This is a genomic window from Bacillus sp. ok061 (assembly GCF_900108285.1).
GTDB lineage: Bacteria > Bacillota > Bacilli > Bacillales > Bacillaceae_G > Bacillus_A > Bacillus_A thuringiensis_S.
Genome location: NZ_FNUW01000008.1, coordinates 198,274 through 217,182 on the forward strand (window position 1 = coordinate 198,274; position 18,909 = coordinate 217,182).

Here is an 18,909-nt window from a genome sequence, read left to right on the forward strand (position 1 = left end):
TTTTCAAGATATAGTGGGGGAAAAGATGAGATTAGAAAAACAATTAATAAAAAAGATGTATTATGAAACATTCCTAATGGAGAATGAAACAAAACCAACTCTTGACGTACTTGGACAAGCTTATGTAAACGAAGAAAAAAATGAGATTTCTGATGGGTCTTATATTCGTTTTGCACAAGGTGAATTTTATTATCGTCATCAAGATTTTGAAGCAGCTATTTTTAAATGGGAGAAGGTTAGTAATGAATTAGCACCATGGGCACAAAAAAATATTGCGGATGCTTATTTCGAACTTAATCAATTATCATATGCTGAAAATATTTATACTTCCATTACTACTGATAATAAAATATTGATGACCGAAATTAGACTACAATTACTTTCTCTTTACATTGAGCAAAATAATTTTGACTCAGCTTTCGGTGTTATTAAAGAAGCAGTTTCTTTAAATCCTGATTATCCGAATGTCACAAAAATTGCCCGTTCCTTTTATGAGGAACAGCAAGATTTTGATAGTGCAGTAGAGCTTGCTGTGAATGAGTTAATTCGCATAGAATCGTATCCTTGGTTTGAGGTGTTAAAAGGATATATCGATAAAGGGTTTACTAAACATATTTCACCAGACTATTTTTATGATGCATTAGCTACATTAAATAATGTAGATCAAGTACAATTTACGCAAATGGTTTCATCACTCTGGAACAGTTATAAAAATGAAAAAAATTACTTATTGTGGCTTAACACAATAAATGAATTTTTCTTACATATTGAAATACATTCGTCCGATATATGGAACAAAGTTTCTGCTCTTTACGAAGAAACGTACTTTGCATTAATTCAAGGTCAATATACGCTTAGACAATTAAACGATATCATACCAAATCTGTTAGCAAATTGGTTAAAGGTGGTCAATCCATCTTATGCTGTATTTCCATCTGCAGCTGTATTGGCATGGGATGAGATTTTCCCTTCCAAAATAGATTCAGCAAATATAGAACATGCGGAAAACTTACTGTCACATTCTATTAATCATGTAAATGGCTTAGAGTACAGCTTACACCTTTTTGAATCTATTACACAATGGGCACAAAAGCACAATATAGAAATAGGTCACCGATTTAAATGGCTAGTTGACGAGCTCGCAGATTTAAGAACAAATCGTATTTTAGTAACGGGAACTTCAGGAAACGGAAAAACTACATTTATTAACTCTATATTAGGAGAAAATATATTAGAAAAATCAATTTCAAATGTAGTAGTTTTAAAAAATGATGCTCATATAGAAATAAACGCTATAACAGACTCAGCAATTACAACAACGGAAGATGTCTCTGATTACCATAATATGATGTCTCAGCACTATCAAACATATAGAGATAGAGCATGTGTTGAATTTAAATTACCATGCAGATTTTTAAATGATAATAAACTTACATTTGTAGTGACACCGGGCTTTAATAGGAATAACGACACTAGAGATGAGATATTCGAATATTTAAATTCTGTAGACAAATTACTGTTCGTATTGAATGCGGATTCACCTTTTACTGATAAAGAACGTGACATTCTATTAAGTATTCAAGAACATACACCAAATTTACAAATTCATTTCTTATTAAATAAAATCGATAACATTTACAGTGAAGCAGAAGTAAAAAGGGTATTACATGATACGGCAGCGAGAATAAACACATATTTCCCGCATGCGAGAATTTTCCCTTATTCTTCGTTATATACAAGTAGTCAACAATTAAATGATTTAACTGAGTTTATTCATTTTAACTTTAATCATAAACATATAGATGCAGAACGTACTGAAAAGTTATTATATTTCATTCGAAAAACAATTACATATCTTTTGGATAAACGTGTTGAGAAAGAAAACAATCTAGTGGATGCTATTAATTGGAATGAAGATATGCTAGTGAAACTAAACGGTAGCATTAATAACCTTACTGCATTTGAGAGGGAAAAAATTCATCTCATTACACAATCATATCGTTCAATGAAAACTGAAATTACAAATGATCTTACTGAAAATATTCCGAAGATATTAAAGAGCTGTTCTAATTTAATTAGTGAAGAAAGTGATTTCGGGCACATGGATACGGAACTAAATAAAGCAATGAATAAAAGAGTGCATAAATATTTAGAACAAACTGTATTACCTAATCTTGCTCTTTCTATGCAAAATTGGATTGCAACTTCTAATAATGAGCTTCTTCAAAGTCAAACGTATTTAGAAGAACTTAGTGAAGGGCTTAATTCACTATTTGGAGAAAATAGAATACAGTTAGAATGTGACTTTAAAGTGCTTGATGACTGGCGCAGGGATACTGACAGAATGACGACTAGAATACAAATGGATGAAGTAAATATTTTACGTCGATTTACGCCAGCACAATTTTTACTGAAAAGTGCCGGTAAATTATTTGGAGTTCTTCCTAAAAATAAATCTATGCTATATAACAAATACAAACAGTATGTAGAAAATGAAGATTATACTGAAGTAACGGCTTCTATTATGAAGAAATTTTTCTTGCAATTTGAGCTGTTTGAAAACACACAAGAGCGAGATATAAATATATTCTTTAGGAATCCATTTAACTCCTTGAAGCAAGCTGTAGAAAACACGCATTTAGAAATAAAAGAAAAACAAGAGATATTACATAAGATGAAATCAAACCCTGAAATCTATCATGATTCTATCATGCTCTTTGAATTGAGAATGCGTCAATGTGAAGTGATTTTAAATATAGGTGATGATAATACCTATACGGATGTAGCTTTAGAAACAAGTGTAGAATAAAAGTAAAATACATCAGATTTTTCATATGAAATTGCATGATGTGTTATAAGAAAGTAAAAGGGAGCAACTGTAATAAGTTGCTCCTTTTTCATATATAGATTATTTTTCAGTTTCTTTAATTTTAGTTTGCACTTCGCCAGTTTTAATTTTATTGCTTTCTGAGAAGCGTAATAAATCGCCTTCAATAATTTTGTCAGACATTAGTAATTCATTTTGTGCACGTTTAATGAGGGCTTGAGCTTCTTTTTTTGGTAAATCTACAATTTCACCTGTTATACGGTCGTAGAAAGTGTTGTTTTTGTATGCATACTTATCTGTAACGAAGCTACCATCGCGTAAAACAACAAAGCCAGTATATTCATCTGAAAACATATCATGGCCAAAACGGATATCATTCGTAGAATCAACACCTAATAAATTTAGAATAGTAGGTTTCATATCGATTTGTCCCGTAGGCTTTGAAATAGTTTGACCTTCTGTTTGTCCAGGAATATGAATATATAAAGGTGTACGTTGTAAATTTAAAGTATCAAATTCTGTTATTTGATCTTTTTCTAAAAACTGCGCCATTGCACGATTATGTTTTTCGGAAATGCCATAATGATCACCGTATAACACAATAATAGAATCATCATACATTCCCTCGGCCTTTAAACGCTCAATAAATTTTTTAATTGATTCGTCTAAGTAACGTGCAGTTACGATGTAACGATCAAATACGCCATTACCAGAGTTGTATGGTTCAATGAATTTTGTATCTTCATCATACGTAAACGGATAATGGTTTGTTAAAGTAAGGAAACGAGCATAGAATGGTTGATCAACAGTTTTTAATATATCTACTGATTGATCAAAGTATTCGATATCTTTTAATCCCCAATTTAAATTTGTTTCTGGCGTAATTTTGTAATCAAGCTCATTATAGTAACGATCATAACCAAGAGCAGAGTACATAATATTACGATTCCAAAATGTTGCGTTATTCGCATGGAATACAGAAGTGAAATAACCTTGCTGACGTAAAATTTCTGGAGTCGCAGTATAATCATTGTTACCGTGTGTGAAGAATACAGCCCCTCGATTTAATGGATACAACGACGTATCGATTAGAAATTCAGAATCGGATGTTTTCCCTTGACCAGTTTGATGGAAAAAGTTATCAAAGTAATAACTTTCATTTATGAATTCATTTAGGAATGGTGTAACTTCTTGCCCATTGACTGATGCGCCTATTAAGAAGGTCTGCAAGGATTCAAGAGTGACGACAATTACGTTTTTTCCTTTCGCTGCACCAAACATATTAGGGTTTGGCTCGCTTTGGTTTGCTTTTACGTAGTTTTCAGTTTCTTGTAATTTACTACTATCAGCAAGTGCTTTTTGTGACCCAGCTTTTACTTGCAGTGTTAAGTCATATACTTGGTGAGTATATAAGCCTAAATTTTTGACAAGCATTACCCGGTCGAATGATCTCGTTAATAATTCAGGGCGCTCTTTTTCTGCAAGATGTAGATTCGCAAAGAATACACCAATCGTTAAAAGAAAGTATAACAAGCGTGTAGAATGAGTTACACGTTCTGTTTTAAAGACCAATGATTTCTTTTTTAATAAAATAAAGAAGAAAACAATGTCTACGAATGCGAGTATAATTTTGTAGTTTAATATTTCTATAATACTGCCGCCTAATTGGCCAAAGTTTGAGGTTTGTCCAAGTACTGGTAATGTAACGAAATCACTATAAAAATCATAGAACATTACATTTCCAACAAGCACGATCGTTAATAAGAAATTAATACATAGCGCTATATAATTTCGCTTTTCACCAGTTGCAAATAATGCTAATCCAACAAATGCTAATGATGCGGCTAGAGGGCTAATAAACAAAATAAGCTCTTGCGTTGATGACTCAATTTTTAAATCAAAACTGAATCGCGTAATAAGATATGTTTTTAACCATACTGCTAAAGCCATTATTATAACAAAGCTTATATTTTGTATTTGTAAATTTATTTTATTCTTCATTTTTACACCTTCTTTATACAATTTATTTAATTGAAGTTATATATTATGTTTTTATAACTATTAAAGTGTAATGAACCATTTAGACTCTGTTTTCTAAAGGGAATAATTTGAAGTATTCATATACATACAATGGGGATTTTTAAAGCGTAGTAGCATAAATATAACTCTTTTTGAGAAACGGGCAGAACAAGTCATTGTTGTAGTGAAATTGACTTATAGACATCCTACCATATTAAACACTATGATGATGTTACAAAATATTGAACAAATGAAAGTGAAAATGGATAGAGACTTTTAAAACTGTTGACATTCAATTTATTAAAATTGAATGCCAATCGTTTTAAATATACAGTTATGTTATATATGTATTTTGTAAAATTCCGATTCTTTGTCAGTTAATCATTAGCCGGGAAGGATAGGAGGGGTTATTAAAACACTTTTACTATATATAAGTAAAAGTGTTTTGAAATTGAAAATATTTGACTGACATCTTAATGATAGAAATAAATGTCAGATAAGTACTTTCCAACATACAGACCACTTGCAGCTGCTTGAGATAATGAATGCGTAACGCCTGAACAATCTCCAATTAAAAATAGCCCATGTATACTAGTTTCAAAATGATTATTAATTTTTATCGTAGGAGCATAGAACTTTCCGTCAATTCCATATAGTAAAGTATGTTGATCAATAGGCTCTTGTATAAATTGTTCTAAACGTAATAAAAATTCTTTCAGCCCTTCAATATATAATTGAGGAATTTCTTGATTCAAATCTCCATAATCCCCCTGTAGTGTAGGCTGTATACGATTATGTTCCATGCTGTTTTCCGCCGTAGGTTGTTTCTTTAGTAAGTCCTCTAAGCGCTGTATAACAATCCGATCTCGTCCTTGGTTAATGCCTTTAATAATTGAACTTGCGTATACATTTGCTTCTTTGAGAGTTGGAAAATGGCGAGGAATAAATAAAGTGAAATTTAAGTTAGAAGTGCCAGTTCCTTGCTCTCGAAAATTTTGACCGTCAGGCATAACTAAACCTTCTTCGTACTTTCGAATGATGCGTCCTTTTGGATTCATACAGTAAGTAGTTGCTGTGAAATGCTCACCTTGATAAGAAAGTTTTGTTTCAAAAGTATCTTTTAATATAGAACGTAATTGATGTTCTTTCATTTCTACTCTAATTCCTAAATCTACACGTGTTTGCTCTTGAGAAATATTTAGGGAACTGCACATTTCTTTTAACCAATCGGCCCCAGAGCGCCCAGTTGCAAATACTAGTTGCTTAGTTTGAACTGTTCCTTGATTTGTCTCTATTGTAAAATGATCTTCCTGTTTCAGAATATGTTGTACATCTATATGAAATTGGATCTTTATTTTTTTCAGTAAAAATTCATAGAGCTGCTGAAAAATATTACTGGAAAGTGTAGTACCAAGATGTCTTACTTCTGTTGTTAGCATTTGTAAACCAGACGCTTGAGCTCTTTTAGTGAGACTTGAATTTTCAGTAGAATATTTTGAAACCGAACTTCCACCAAACTGACATAGAATTTCATCTACTTCAGCCATGAGTTGTATAAAGCCCTCTTTACCGACTTTTTGCTCAAGTTCTCCGCCAAATCCGTTTGTATAATTAAATTTCCCTTCAGATTTTCCTAAACCACCAAACCCGAAATATTTATCACATGTAGTACAATTACACACTTTTTCTTCGTCTAAAGGACAATGGCGATCTTCTAGCGCTTTACCTTTATCAAGAATTAAAACTTTTTTGTTACTTTTAGCTAGTGAATAAGCCATAAAAATGCTACTTACTCCAGCGCCGATAATTGTAACATCATACATATTCTTTCACCTGCTAACGAATAGTTTGTTTTTTATTTTTCTAGTGTATAACAATTTTATGAAGTTAAGAAATAGCTTTTATTAATAAAGTGAGAGTTTTTGAACTTGATGCTTTATTAATTTCTCCGAGTGGTGGAGTAAATACAAAAATTTTTATTTGAAAGAAGAAATAGTTTAAAAAATCACTATGTCATATGATTAATAACATCTTACATAGAAAAAAACAGACCTTTTAAGTGAAGAGGTCTGTTAATGATTTTAAATCTTATTTAGCAAACACATGGTTACCAATTACTGCTACTGTTTGACGTGTCGTAATCCACTTGTCTGTTGATGTTTTTGGATTGTAGAAATAAAGCCAGTCAGAATGTACTCCATTTGTGGAGATAGCCTCTTCTACAGCCATTTTTGCCTCTACGCTTGCAGGCTGATTAATTCTTCCATCTGTAACAGGAGTAAATGCATATCCGTATTTAATAGGTTCATAAATAACGCCTGTTATTGTATTTGGAAAACCTTTTGCATTTACACGATTTAGTATAACTTTCGCTACTGCTACTTTTCCTTTATAGGATTCGCCACCTGCTTCAGCAGTAACTAAGCGTGCCATTAAGTCTTTTTCTTTTTGTGAAATGATTGAGTTGATTTTTAAATGTTGTCCTGTATAAAGCTTGTTTCCGACTGTATTGTTAATTTGTTTTATAGATTGGACGGTTACATTGTAACGCTTTGCTATCGTTTCTAATGAATCTCCCGGTTGTACTTGATAAATAATTTGTCCAGAAATGTTCGCAGGCTTGGCGTTTTGAGGAACAGTGATTTCATTTGATTTCACGGAACCTGGAATATGTAACTGTTCGCCAATAAAGGCTTGATCGTTTCCTTTATTATTAGCCTGTTTAATGGATTGTATTGAAACTCCGTATTGTTTACTAATGCCCCAAAGTGTATCGTTCTTTTTTACTGTATGAATGGTAGAAGCTTCAGCTGTACTTTGACTACATACGAATGTAATTGCAGCCGCAGATAAAGGGATTATATGTTTGATTTTTAGTAATTTCATTGTAAATCCTCCTAAGAAAAAATTAAGGTGAAACTATTAAGTAATGTAGTTTTAAATGTGTATACGCGTAATATATTAATGTAAGTATATTAGCACATATAAAATAAATAATCACTATAAGTTTCATATTCGTGTAGAGTCCGAATATGAAATATTGCATATGAAAATACATTGAAGTTCATATTTCTGATTACTATAATCTATTTAGTAGAAAGGGAATACGTTATAGGTGAAAACATTATAGATTAATATAATGATTAATGATTATTAATAGGAGGATTGATGTAATGAAAATATTTCAAAAAATGTGTGCGTCAACTGTAATCATTACAACACTTTTAGGAACAGGAGGCACTGTCAATAGTGTACATGCTGATTCTATAGAACAGCAGAGTAAATTAGGGATAGAACAAGAAACAGATAAGCAAATCATTGTAAAATTTAAAGCGGATTTGGATTTCCCATATGAAGATGGTATTGAAAAACAAATACAATCTCAAACGAATGATAAAGTAATAAAAGATTTTTTGACAGAATATCCAGATGTAACATTTACTCGTTTATTCACATCTGTAAGCCCGGAACAAATACAAAACCTTGAAGTGAAAGCGCCTAATCATGTATCTACAAGTTTATTAAACTACTATATTCTTCAAAATCAAAATAGTGGATATGAAGAAGGAATAATAGATAAGTTAAAGGCATCTTCTTTAATAGAAGATGCGTATATGAAGAAACAAGAGAAAATAATGCCACCTGAAGTGCAATCATCAAGTGTAGCTCTTAATCCTAATAACAATCCTAGATTTAAAAAACAAGGTTATCTTGAAGCAGCCCCATACGGTATTAATGCGTCTTTCGCCTGGGGAATTCAAGGCGGTAATGGAAATGGTATCACTTTTGTTGATATGGAATACGGATGGCTAATAAATCATGAGGATTTATTACATCAAAATATTGAATTAATGTCTGGAAGAAATATAGATCAGCATGTCGGTCATGGGACGTCTGTACTAGGAATTGTATCCTCTGAGGACAATGAAGTCGGGAATATTGGGATTGCGCCAAAAGCGAAAGCAAAGGTTATCTCTCAAATAAGAGATAACGGACAGTATAATACAGCTGATGCAATATTAAGTGCTGTAAATCAGTTAGAAGCTGGGGATGTTTTATTGTTAGAGGCGCAAGCATCTTTCGATGGATATGGTGATAAATATTTACCTGTTGAAGTACAACCAGATATCTTTGATGCAATTCGTGCTGGTACAGATAAGGGGATTGTAATTATAGAGGCCGGAGCAAATGGGTGGAATGATTTAGATCAGTTCAAAGATAGAAAGGGTAAGCAAGTCTTAAATCGTAATAGTAAAGATTTTAAAGATTCGGGTGCAATTATGGTAGGAGCTGGCTCTTCATCTTTCCCTCATGAACGTATGTGGTTTTCGAATTATGGAAGCCGTATTGATGTGTACGGATGGGGAGAAAATGTAGATACAACTACAGCTGAGCAAAGTAGAAGTGCCGTAAATCTTTATACTTCAAGCTTTAGCGGAACATCTAGTGCTTCGCCAATTATTGCTGGGGCAGCGACTTTAGTACAAAGCATTGCTAAAGAAAATTTAGGACAACCATATAGACCAAGTGAACTAAGAGCAATATTAAGCAACCAGAGCACAGGAACAAAATCTAAAGATCCATATGCAGATAAAATTGGTGTTTTACCAGATATGAAGTCTATACTAGTAAACTTAGGCTATGAACAAAGAAAACCAAACGGTGGGAATGAATTACAAGTAACAGAAAATGAACCAAATAATGAGCCTAGACAGGCAAATAAAGTTAACTTTCATACACCGGTGAAAGGAACGCTACATAATAGTGATAGAGTAGATGTATTTACTTTCCAAATTGACTCGCCGGAAAATATTAATATTTCTCTAATAAATGAACAAAATATCGGAATGACATGGGTACTTCATCATGAATCAGATTTAAATAACTATGTAGCATATGGTGAAAATGAAGGAAATGTAGTTAAAGGAATTTATAATGCAAAGCCAGGTAAATATTATTTATACGTCTATAAATATGAGAATAAAGATGGTTCATATGTATTGAACATAAAATAAGCCAAAGGAACTTCAGATGAAGTTCCTTTAAATTTTTCTAATTTAGTATATGTGAATGATTTTTTAACTTTACTTCTATGCAATATTTCATATTGATGAAATGTTATTTATTTTTTATGAACTAGCTTATATTATATTCAATAAGTTTGATATAAAAACAGAAAAAGAGAGGGATAATAATGAGCAATAAGAAGTTAATTTTGAAATTATTCATATGTAGTACAATATTTATCACATTTGTATTTGCTTTACATGATAAGCAAGTAGTTGCAGCTAGCTCTATTAATGAGCTTGAAAATTGGTCAAAATGGATGCAACCTATACCTGATAATATCCCGTTAGCACGAATTTCAATTCCAGGAACACACGATAGTGGGACGTTCAAGTTGCAAAATCCGATTAAGCAAGTGTGGGGAATGACGCAAGAATATGATTTTCGCTATCAAATGGACCATGGAGCTCGCATTTTTGATATAAGAGGACGTTTAACAGATGATAATACGATAGTTCTTCATCATGGGCCATTATATCTTTATGTAACACTGCATGAATTCATAAATGAAGCAAAACAATTTTTAAAAGATAACCCGAGTGAAACAATTATTATGTCTTTAAAAAAAGAGTATGAGAATATGAAAGGGGCAGAAGGTTCATTTAGTAGTACGTTTGAAAAAAATTATTTTGTTGATCCTATCTTTTTAAAAACAGAAGGAAATATAAAACTTGGAGATGCTCGTGGGAAAATTGTCCTACTAAAAAGATATAGTGGTAGTAGTGAATCTGGAGGATATAATAATTTTTATTGGCCAGATAATGAGACATTTACCACAACTGTAAACCAAAATGTAAATATAACAGTACAAGATAAATATAAAGTGAGTTATGATGAGAAAATAAAATCTATTAAAGATACAATCAATGAAACGATGAACAATAGCGAGGATTTAAATCATCTATATATTAATTTTACAAGCTTGTCTTCTGGTGGTACAGCATGGAATAGTCCATATTATTATGCGTCTTATATAAATCCCGAGATCGCGGCATATATTAAACAAGAGAATCCAAAAAGAGTTGGTTGGGTTATCCAAGATTATGTTAGTGATAAGTGGTCACCGATTCTCTATCAAGAAGTTATAAGAACTAATAAGTCGCTTTAATTTTTATCATAATTTCATAGAAACAATATAACTCTATTAAAAGTCTTGTGGAATTCCCATAAGACTTTTTAGTATTTGATAGTATGAGAATCAAGTTCTTCGAATATAATTATAAGATTAATAAAAAAATGTCGATAAATGTCGATAATTATTGTAATATAAAACAAGTAAATATAATATATAGATGGAGTGATTTTGTTGTCTTTTATTAAAAATAGTAAAATTGGAACGAAATTAAATGTGTTAGTCATTATATCGAGTTTGGCTTGTATCATGTTATCTTCACTCGGGTTTTTAGGACTTCAAAAAGGTGAAAATGCATCTTCTAGTATGTATGAAGAAAGACTATTACCAATTGAATGGATAGGAATTGTAGAATCGAATTTTTACCATGTTAATATGAATTTTATGGAGATTATGATATCGAAAGATGAAAAAAGAATGAAAGAACTCATAATAGAAATGGATAAGACTAGAAAAGAAAATGATGAGCTGTTAAAACAATTTGAAACTAGAATTAGTTCTCATAAAGAAAAAGATTTGTATAATGCGTTTCAAAGTCAATTTAAAGATTTAAGAGTACAAATGAAAAAAGCACAGGATTTGGGACTGACTAATAATGAAGAAGCCTATAGCTATTATTTAAAAGAAATTGATCCTAATATGAAAAAAACAATTCAGTCTATTCGTGAACTTATTTTATATAATAATAATGCTGCTGAACAGCTACAAAAAGAGAATGTTAATAGTGTGAAAAATACAATTATAACATTTGTAATTATTTCATTTGTTGGAATCATAATAATCATTTTTATTGGTTTTATAACAAAAAATGCTATAAAAAAACCAATTGTATTATTACAAAAAGATATGGAACGAGTATCTGCTGGAGATTTAACAATTCGAACTTCTTATAAATCCGAGAACGAATTAGGCCATATTGTACAATCCTTTAATAGTATGTTAGATAACTTGCAACAATTAGTCGGTCAGGTGAAGGTTACGGCGAAAGAAGTGATTGTTTCAACTGAAAATATGCTACAAGAGACGAAAACGGCAGCACATATATCAAACGAGGTTGTTCGAACTACTTCTGAAATAAATAAAGAAATAGAGGGACAAGTGACTAGTATTCAAGAAAGTTCAACTTCAATGGAAGAAATTGCAACTGGTGTTCAAACAGTAGCTGAATCTTCAGCGATGGTTGCTGAAGTTGCTGTTGCAACAATAGACCAAGCAAATTCTGGTAGTGAAGTTATAAAACAATCTATTCGTCAAATGAATAGCGTGAATGAAGTTGTCGAAGAAACTTCTAAGGTCATTGATAGACTTGTTACGCGTACACAACAAATTGAAGAAGCGTTAGATGTTATTACTAATATTGCGGAACAAACGAATTTACTTGCTTTAAATGCTGCAATTGAGGCAGCACGTGCTGGAGAAAATGGAAAAGGATTTGCAGTAGTTGCAGCTGAAGTAAGAGGTCTAGCTGAGAAATCTAAAACATCTGTAAATGATATAAATAATTTAATACGTTTTATACATCAAGATACAGAGGATACAGTTCATGTAATGAAAAAAGGTCAACAACAGGCTAGTGGTGGTAAAGAAGCGGCGCATAAGGCAGAACTCGCATTTTCATCTATTATGCAAGATATTAATAGAATAACGACCCAAATTCAAGAAGTGTCTGCTGCCACAGAAGAAATGTCTGCTGGGACAGAAGAAGTAAATGCCTCTTTGTCAATAGTTTCTGAAACTGCAACACAAGTCGCACAAGAAACGAATCGAACGGTACAATCAATTCAAGCACAAGCCACATTGATTCAAGAAATAACGACGAAATCTAATGAAATGAAAAAGAAAGTCGAAAATTTAGAAATGCTAATTTCACAATTCATTATTGAAGAATAAGTCTATTAACATTTATCCCGCTATTTGCCGGGCAGTAAGACCTCTACCTCAAAATTCAGCGGAAGCAAAGAAGTTAGGTGGGGGCCCTGCTGCCCGTAAAAGCTCGATTGGTGAGGGCTGATTAAAGTTTCACTTTATCATTAGTATAAACTTTAAGATATTCAACATAGTGCTGTGTTGTACAATTTGAAAAAGGACCTTCATAGGTTCTTTTTTTATAAATGGTGTGAACGATACTTTTCATTATGAAAAGATCAAACTTTTAAATCGGATTAATTTCAAGTGAAAAATGAATATAATTAACCTTGCGAAAAAGCAACTGGTCCTAAGTGATCAGCTGCTTTTTATTTTTAAAGTGGATGAGCAAAAAAACGCGAAAGTGGTTGGTCCGCTTTTTACAAACATCTATTATGATAAGAGAAGAAAGGTAGTATGTTATCAGCGTTTTAAAGAGGAAGGTTTTTATGTAAGTTCTTTAATTAAAATAGATGGGTCTTAGAGAGGTGAAAAGACAATGAGTTTTGCAATTTCACTAGTCGTTATTATTGTAATTGTATCGCTATTTGGGACTGTACTAGTTGCAAGAAACGTGGAGGAGAATTACGGCAAGTCTACAAAAAGAAATGTGAAAAACTTATCTGCAATCTATATTCTTCTTCTTTTTGTTCTACTGGTTGGGGTAACATGGTATGTGGTAATGATTTGATAGTTTGTGAAAGAACTGAAATGAGAGTATGAAGTTGGAATTTCAGAAGCTATTGAGTAATCAGAAAGAGAACTATTTTGGATATATCCATTTACGGATAAGAAAATGTGACTAATTAATACTATTTTTACGGTGAATACTGTTAGTAAAAAATGAGAATAGTTCGTTTTGAAAGGAGGGAACTAGATGGAATGGAAACCAAATCGTGCAGATAAGACACCTGTATATAAACAAATTGCTGATTATATTGAAAGAGGCATTTCTTCAGGTGAATTTCCTTCTGATAGTAAGTTACCTTCTGAGCGTATATTGGCAAAGGAATTACAGGTGAACCGGAGTACAATAGTAGCTGCGTATGAAGAATTAAAATCACTTGGAGTAGTAGAACGACAAAAGGGAAGCGGAACACGGGTCAATACAGACATATGGGGTGTCTCACATAAACGAATACCAAACTGGGGTAGGTACGTGGAGGACGGATCATTCTTACCTAACGTACCACTCGTTCAACAAATTCGAACGGAAACACAAAAAGATGATTTAATTAATTTAGCAAGTGGTGAACTGTCACCAGAATTAATTCCAAGTGATAGATTTCGAACAATTTTGTCGGAGAAAACATTTATGGAAAACCTCGGTTATGACCATCCACTTGGAAATGAGATGTTGAGAAAAACAATTTCAGCACATGTTCAGCAATATAAACAAATTGAAGCAGATTCAAGCTCTATTCTTATTACGTCTGGAGCACAACAGGCGCTTAATCTTATCGTTCAATGTTTATTAAAACCTGGCGATGCGATCGCGATTGAAGATCCTTCGTATTGTTTTTCGCTTCCAATGTTTAAATCGGCCGGTTTAAACATATTTCATTTACCTGTTGATGAGCATGGAATGAATCCAGATGACTTAATCGATTTGCACAAAAAGCATCGCATTCGTATGGTATTTTTGAATCCAGATTATCAGAATCCAACGGGTACTGTGCTTTCATTAGCGAGACGTAAAAAGATTTTAGAACTGTCTTCTGAGTTCGGTATACCAATTGTAGAAGATGATCCGTATAGTTTAATTTCTTTTAATGGAGAAGTGAACCCGACATTAAAATCAATGGACCAAAATGGAAATGTTCTTTATATAAGTTCATTATCAAAAATTGTTGCATCAGGATTACGTATTGGATGGATAATTGGTCCTACACGCGTAATTGAGCGTTTAGCAGATGCAAAGCAACAAGTTGATTTTGGTCATAGTGTATTTACGCAGTGGGTAGCAAATCAATTTTTAGAATCAAAGGATTTTCATACACATATTACGACACTTCGTGGACAATTGAAGCAAAGAAGAGATGAATTAATTGCAGAGCTTGAAGGAACATTGGGAGGCCGAGTTGAATGTTTCGTGCCAGAGGGTGGAATACATGTATGGTGTAAAGTGAAAGGAAAGTTTGATGAATATCACTTATTAGGTGAATCTATACGGAATGGTGTCGCATTTGTTCCGGGCAGTGTTTTAGGTTCGAAAAATGAATATATACGATTTACGTTTGGTAGAGCGAATATAGAACAAATTCAACTTGGAATTAAACGGTTTGCCGACACGCTAAATGAGATTTCATAATATGGATGTGTGATAGTGAAATGAGGGAAATAAATGAAGTACGTGACGCTTTTACTTCAAGTAGGCGTGCTATATGTATTTAGCTTAGTGGGTACGTGGATTCAGGAAATATTCCATCTATCAATACCGGGAAGTTTAATAGGGATGTTAATACTGTTCCTGCTCCTTTCCACTCGCGTTTTACCGTTAAAATGGTTTGAGTTAGGTGCGGAAAAGTTAATCGTGTTTTTACCGTTATTTTTAATCCCTTCGACAACAGGGCTGATGGAATACGGGTCGTTTCTTTTAAGTAAGGGGAGTATTATATTCCTTTTAGTAGTTGCAAGTACTATAGTAACTTTGATTATTTCAGGTTATATAAGTCAATTATTAGTAACATCAAAAAAATAAAATCGACAAGGTGCACGATTCAAATGGTCTTAATTATTATTACTGTAGCAATTTATTTCTTGGCGACAAAGCTATATAAAAAATTTACGTTTGCATTTACGTTACCGGTGTTAACAGTTACGGCAATTATGATTTGTTTATTTTTGCTTTTTGGTATTTCTCATCATGAGTATAGGGAAAATGGGGGAGACATTCTTTCAAGCTTATTGAGCCCTGCAATTGTAGCATTGGCCATACCTCTATTTAAAGAGCGAAAGATACTTATGAAAAATTTTTTATCGATACTTATCGGAGTAGTGATAGGTATAGTGGCTGTGACGAGCATGAATGTAGTGATTGGCGGAATTTTAAATATAGATAAGGAACTTATATTAACTACTTTACCACAGTTAGCAACGATGCCTATTGCCCTTTCATTGGCGGATCAAATTGGTGGTATTCCATCTATGACTTCTAGTTTTGTAGTTGTTGCAGGGATAACAGGTGCTATTGTCGGACCGACAGTACTTAAGTTTTTCAGTATAACAAGTACGATTGGAAAAGGAGTTGGAATGGGCTGTGCATCACATATTATCGGTGTGAGTCGTTTAGTGAAGGAAGGCGAGAAAGAAGCGACTATCGGTTCGGTAACGATGATTGTAACTGGAATACTCATTAGTATACTAATACCGTATGGAACGAAATTTATTTTTTAAATGTAATGGAGATGATAACGATGACAACATGGTTTATAGTTACATTATTTGTTTTTGGAGCTATTAAAGTATTAGTTTCTAGTATGCCCACTTCTGTTGTAGAATCAATTATTAGTAAATTTGAATTGCATCAAAAGCTTGAGACAGAAAATACTTCTATATCGATAGATGGAAAAAATATAGAGGGAGAAATGAAACTACAAGTTATTCATGAATTTAATGAGGCTTTGTTTTTAGATAAACATTATTTCCCGCCGCACGGAGAAGGGACACCAATAGTCATTGATACGAAGAAAGGGAATAAAGAGATTAGGTTTTCTCTATATAGCTATGAGGAACATATTGATGTCATTAAGCAATATAAGAAGAAAGTCGTTGCCTATCGTTTACGCTCTAAAAGCCTACAAACACTGGCACCATTAGCAATAATGGAAGAGTATGCTTAAGAAGGGACCTATAATGGTCTCTTTATTTTTTTATCCAATTATATATGTTCCAAATAAAAGAATGGAAAATCATATAACCAAATAAAGAATATGTATGGTTCCAATTCGTACTATGTACAAATAAACCTAAACTTTCAGCAATCTGTTCAAAAAGGCTAGCACAAATACCAATTGAAATAATAAATAGAATTCTAGAAACTTTAGATAATTTTTTTGAAATGTGTATAAAGATAACTGTTAAAATCGGCAGTACTAATAATGTAAAAGCTATATTAACCGAAAATATGGATGAGAAGGGCCTAGCTGGAAAGGAATATATTTGTTTATGAACAAAAAAAGCATCTAAACAAGTGCCAATAATAGAAGAGAGAAAGATTGTAACTACTAATGCTAGAAACTCATTCTTCTTCTCGGAGGAGGACATTTTTCTTTGCGAGAATTGCGAGTTCAATTTTTTCGAGTGTTTTGCAGTAGTCTTCTGTAATTTGTCCATTTATATTTTCCTCCTTATTAACTAAGTAATGTACAACTTGCCAATCGGTAAACCAATCTTCACTGTCAACTTCCTCATGCTTCATATCTCGCCATGCATAGATGAGTGCAGGACTGTATATGCGATAAGCGTCATTTCGTAACTGGCATTTCTTTATTCGGCGCTTATAAAACTCACGGGAAAAAGATTCATTTACACTTGAAAATAAATGGGGCCAGTAATCTTTCCTTGATCCCGTATGCGGATGGTGTTGGGCCCAGCTTATTATTTGAGATAAAACATGTGTATCTCGAAATAATAATGAATACAATCTTTTTCCAATTAATATCCGTTCATGTAAGGAAGTGAAATGTTTCATTGTATCACCAAATAGTAATACTTTTTGCTTCTTATCATTTTCGTAGAATGGGAAAAGGATATGATTAAACTGAAAGAAATCAAAGAGTTTAAATCCAATACTATTTAGTACAGTCTTTTTAAATTGTACATTTTGAATCACTCTTTTTTCTAAGTAGTTTTGTTCATTAATAATAGTTGCAATCGCTAATGTTTTTTTGTTGCCTGTTTTCCAAAAATCGTTCCACATCGTTTCCATAAATGTAGAAACATTTAGGTGAGGGAGAAGGTGAAATAACTTTTGTGATCTCTTTACACTTTGTTCGTAAAGTAAAAATTGAGGGTATACATCTTGGAAAATAAGCCAATTCCCTCTTTCTAAAAAAGAAAAAAATATGAATTGATCTTTCTCTGATAAAATTCTCGTATATAAATCGCCCTTTAAATCAGTCATATTCCAACCGCCGTTACGTGATACCATATGTCCAAGCAGTGCCCAATGTATTTCTGGATATTGAATATAAAATTGGTAGTATGCGCGTGTTCTTGTAACATTATTTTTATTTAGCTGTTCTGTTTGTATTTTTATTTTGTTGATGATGAGTTGCTCTTCTTTCGTTAATTTATACACGGTATCAGAAGGAATAAGCTTGCTTTTTTGTTTCAATTCATTTTTTACATCGAATAGGGAGAGAGGCAGTGCTTTGGAAGGTCCGTTATATGTATGATTTGAATTGCTTCGGTCCATTCCGTTACCTCCCTTTTTCATAAATTTAAACATGATTATTGGCTATGAATCATTCTATTTATTTTATTACGAGTATAAGAAATAAATGAGCGGTGTTTTTTTACAAGGAATTTATTTATCATGCAAACAGTATAAAAAATCTTACTGTTGTGAGGTGAAATGAAAAACAGAAACTATGTTTAATAGTTTCTCAGGCTGTGGAGAAAGTCTTCTCCACAGCCTGTTTTTGTGTCTGAACCTCTTTTTATGTGTCAACACTGATAAAAAGAGGTAAAGGAGAGATTTTTTATGATGGGTGCTTTAAAAAATCATCGTGATGAACGTGTATCTGTTTCTGTAGAAGAGTTGGTTCCACAAGATCATTTCCTTCGTGCGATCGAAGCGACAATTAGTTTTGATTTTATTGAAGAGAAGTTACGCCCTTATTACTGTGAAAACAATGGACGTCCTTCAATCCATCCTATCGTTTTATTTAAAATGATGTTTATTGGATATTTTTACGGTATTCGTTCGGAGCGTCAATTGGAAAAAGAGATTAAA

General features: G+C 32.6%; 15 protein-coding genes. 10 read left to right on the top strand and 5 right to left on the bottom strand.

What is annotated here, in order from left to right:
* The first annotated feature begins 25 nt into the window (after positions 1-25).
* Positions 26-2,809, top strand: coding sequence for a dynamin family protein (locus tag C4S65_RS13815; RefSeq protein ID WP_061666408.1), 2,784 nt, complete (start codon positions 26-28; stop codon positions 2,807-2,809).
* Between the two features lie 99 nt (positions 2,810-2,908).
* On the opposite strand, the gene C4S65_RS13820 is transcribed toward C4S65_RS13815, so the two are convergent.
* The 3 genes from C4S65_RS13820 to C4S65_RS13830 form a co-directional block, all read right to left on the bottom strand.
* A complete protein-coding gene (locus C4S65_RS13820) occupies positions 2,909-4,828 on the bottom strand; it encodes an LTA synthase family protein (protein WP_086407578.1) in 1,920 nt (639 codons plus the stop codon).
* A 491-nt stretch (positions 4,829-5,319) separates the two neighbouring features.
* Positions 5,320-6,669, bottom strand: a complete 1,350-nt coding sequence (locus C4S65_RS13825) for an NAD(P)-binding protein (RefSeq protein ID WP_086407577.1) — start codon at positions 6,667-6,669, stop codon at positions 5,320-5,322.
* A gap of 265 nt (positions 6,670-6,934) precedes the next feature.
* Positions 6,935-7,732, bottom strand: coding sequence for a cell wall hydrolase (locus C4S65_RS13830; protein ID WP_000771011.1), 798 nt, complete (start codon positions 7,730-7,732; stop codon positions 6,935-6,937).
* Positions 7,733-8,019: 287 nt separating this feature from the next.
* Here C4S65_RS13830 and C4S65_RS13835 point away from each other — a divergent pair, with 287 nt between their 5' ends.
* The 8 genes from C4S65_RS13835 (at position 8,020) to C4S65_RS13875 (ending at position 16,792) form a co-directional block, all read left to right on the top strand.
* Positions 8,020-9,861, top strand: coding sequence for a S8 family serine peptidase (locus tag C4S65_RS13835; RefSeq protein WP_061666412.1), 1,842 nt, complete (start codon positions 8,020-8,022; stop codon positions 9,859-9,861).
* Positions 9,862-10,040: 179 nt separating this feature from the next.
* Positions 10,041-11,021, top strand: coding sequence for a phosphatidylinositol diacylglycerol-lyase (gene plcA / locus C4S65_RS13840; protein ID WP_000066286.1), 981 nt, complete (start codon positions 10,041-10,043; stop codon positions 11,019-11,021).
* Positions 11,022-11,219: 198 nt separating this feature from the next.
* The gene (locus C4S65_RS13845) at positions 11,220-12,935 is read left to right on the top strand and encodes a methyl-accepting chemotaxis protein (protein WP_061666413.1); all 1,716 of its coding nucleotides are present in this window, start codon (positions 11,220-11,222) and stop codon (positions 12,933-12,935) included.
* Positions 12,936-13,449: 514 nt separating this feature from the next.
* Positions 13,450-13,641 carry a hypothetical protein gene (locus tag C4S65_RS13855; protein ID WP_000006462.1) on the top strand — a complete coding sequence of 64 codons (192 nt, stop codon included), beginning with the start codon at positions 13,450-13,452 and terminating at the stop codon, positions 13,639-13,641.
* 186 nt (positions 13,642-13,827) lie between these two features.
* Positions 13,828-15,261 (top strand): PLP-dependent aminotransferase family protein, encoded by a 1,434-nt coding sequence (locus C4S65_RS13860; protein ID WP_000454958.1) that lies wholly within the window; start codon positions 13,828-13,830, stop codon positions 15,259-15,261.
* 33 nt (positions 15,262-15,294) lie between these two features.
* The gene (locus C4S65_RS13865) at positions 15,295-15,651 is read left to right on the top strand and encodes a CidA/LrgA family holin-like protein (protein ID WP_061666415.1); all 357 of its coding nucleotides are present in this window, start codon (positions 15,295-15,297) and stop codon (positions 15,649-15,651) included.
* A 23-nt stretch (positions 15,652-15,674) separates the two neighbouring features.
* The gene (locus tag C4S65_RS13870) at positions 15,675-16,346 is read left to right on the top strand and encodes an LrgB family protein (RefSeq protein ID WP_000242947.1); all 672 of its coding nucleotides are present in this window, start codon (positions 15,675-15,677) and stop codon (positions 16,344-16,346) included.
* A gap of 20 nt (positions 16,347-16,366) precedes the next feature.
* On the top strand, positions 16,367-16,792 hold the full coding sequence (locus tag C4S65_RS13875; protein WP_000214642.1) for a YfmQ family protein: 426 nt from the start codon (positions 16,367-16,369) through the stop codon (positions 16,790-16,792).
* A gap of 22 nt (positions 16,793-16,814) precedes the next feature.
* Here C4S65_RS13875 and C4S65_RS13880 read toward each other — a convergent pair whose 3' ends face one another.
* Both C4S65_RS13880 and C4S65_RS13885 read right to left on the bottom strand, forming a co-directional pair.
* Entirely contained in the window at positions 16,815-17,216 is a 402-nt protein-coding gene (locus C4S65_RS13880; protein WP_140338025.1) for a CBO0543 family protein, read from the bottom strand.
* On the bottom strand, positions 17,191-18,369 hold the full coding sequence (locus C4S65_RS13885) for a DUF2515 domain-containing protein (RefSeq protein WP_000376167.1): 1,179 nt from the start codon (positions 18,367-18,369) through the stop codon (positions 17,191-17,193). The genes C4S65_RS13880 and C4S65_RS13885 overlap by 26 nt, the downstream gene beginning before the upstream one ends.
* A gap of 288 nt (positions 18,370-18,657) precedes the next feature.
* Here C4S65_RS13885 and C4S65_RS13890 point away from each other — a divergent pair.
* Positions 18,658-18,909: transposase (locus C4S65_RS13890; protein WP_141195401.1), on the top strand; the 252-nt coding region annotated here is incomplete at its 3' end.

What these genes read in the sequence shown, in the direction of transcription:
- C4S65_RS13870 (WP_000242947.1), top strand. Translation starts at nt 15,675, where the DNA reads ATGGTCTTAATTATTATTACTGTAGCAATTTATTTCTTGGCGACAAAG.
- plcA (WP_000066286.1), top strand. Translation starts at nt 10,041, where the DNA reads ATGAGCAATAAGAAGTTAATTTTGAAATTATTCATATGTAGTACAATA.
- C4S65_RS13830 (WP_000771011.1), bottom strand. Translation starts at nt 7,732, where the DNA reads ATGAAATTACTAAAAATCAAACATATAATCCCTTTATCTGCGGCTGCA.
- C4S65_RS13815 (WP_061666408.1), top strand. Translation starts at nt 26, where the DNA reads ATGAGATTAGAAAAACAATTAATAAAAAAGATGTATTATGAAACATTC.
- C4S65_RS13880 (WP_140338025.1), bottom strand. Translation starts at nt 17,216, where the DNA reads ATGTCCTCCTCCGAGAAGAAGAATGAGTTTCTAGCATTAGTAGTTACA.
- C4S65_RS13835 (WP_061666412.1), top strand. Translation starts at nt 8,020, where the DNA reads ATGAAAATATTTCAAAAAATGTGTGCGTCAACTGTAATCATTACAACA.
- C4S65_RS13855 (WP_000006462.1), top strand. Translation starts at nt 13,450, where the DNA reads ATGAGTTTTGCAATTTCACTAGTCGTTATTATTGTAATTGTATCGCTA.
- C4S65_RS13825 (WP_086407577.1), bottom strand. Translation starts at nt 6,669, where the DNA reads ATGTATGATGTTACAATTATCGGCGCTGGAGTAAGTAGCATTTTTATG.
- C4S65_RS13885 (WP_000376167.1), bottom strand. Translation starts at nt 18,369, where the DNA reads ATGGACCGAAGCAATTCAAATCATACATATAACGGACCTTCCAAAGCA.
- C4S65_RS13865 (WP_061666415.1), top strand. Translation starts at nt 15,295, where the DNA reads ATGAAGTACGTGACGCTTTTACTTCAAGTAGGCGTGCTATATGTATTT.
- C4S65_RS13875 (WP_000214642.1), top strand. Translation starts at nt 16,367, where the DNA reads ATGACAACATGGTTTATAGTTACATTATTTGTTTTTGGAGCTATTAAA.
- C4S65_RS13820 (WP_086407578.1), bottom strand. Translation starts at nt 4,828, where the DNA reads ATGAAGAATAAAATAAATTTACAAATACAAAATATAAGCTTTGTTATA.
- C4S65_RS13860 (WP_000454958.1), top strand. Translation starts at nt 13,828, where the DNA reads ATGGAATGGAAACCAAATCGTGCAGATAAGACACCTGTATATAAACAA.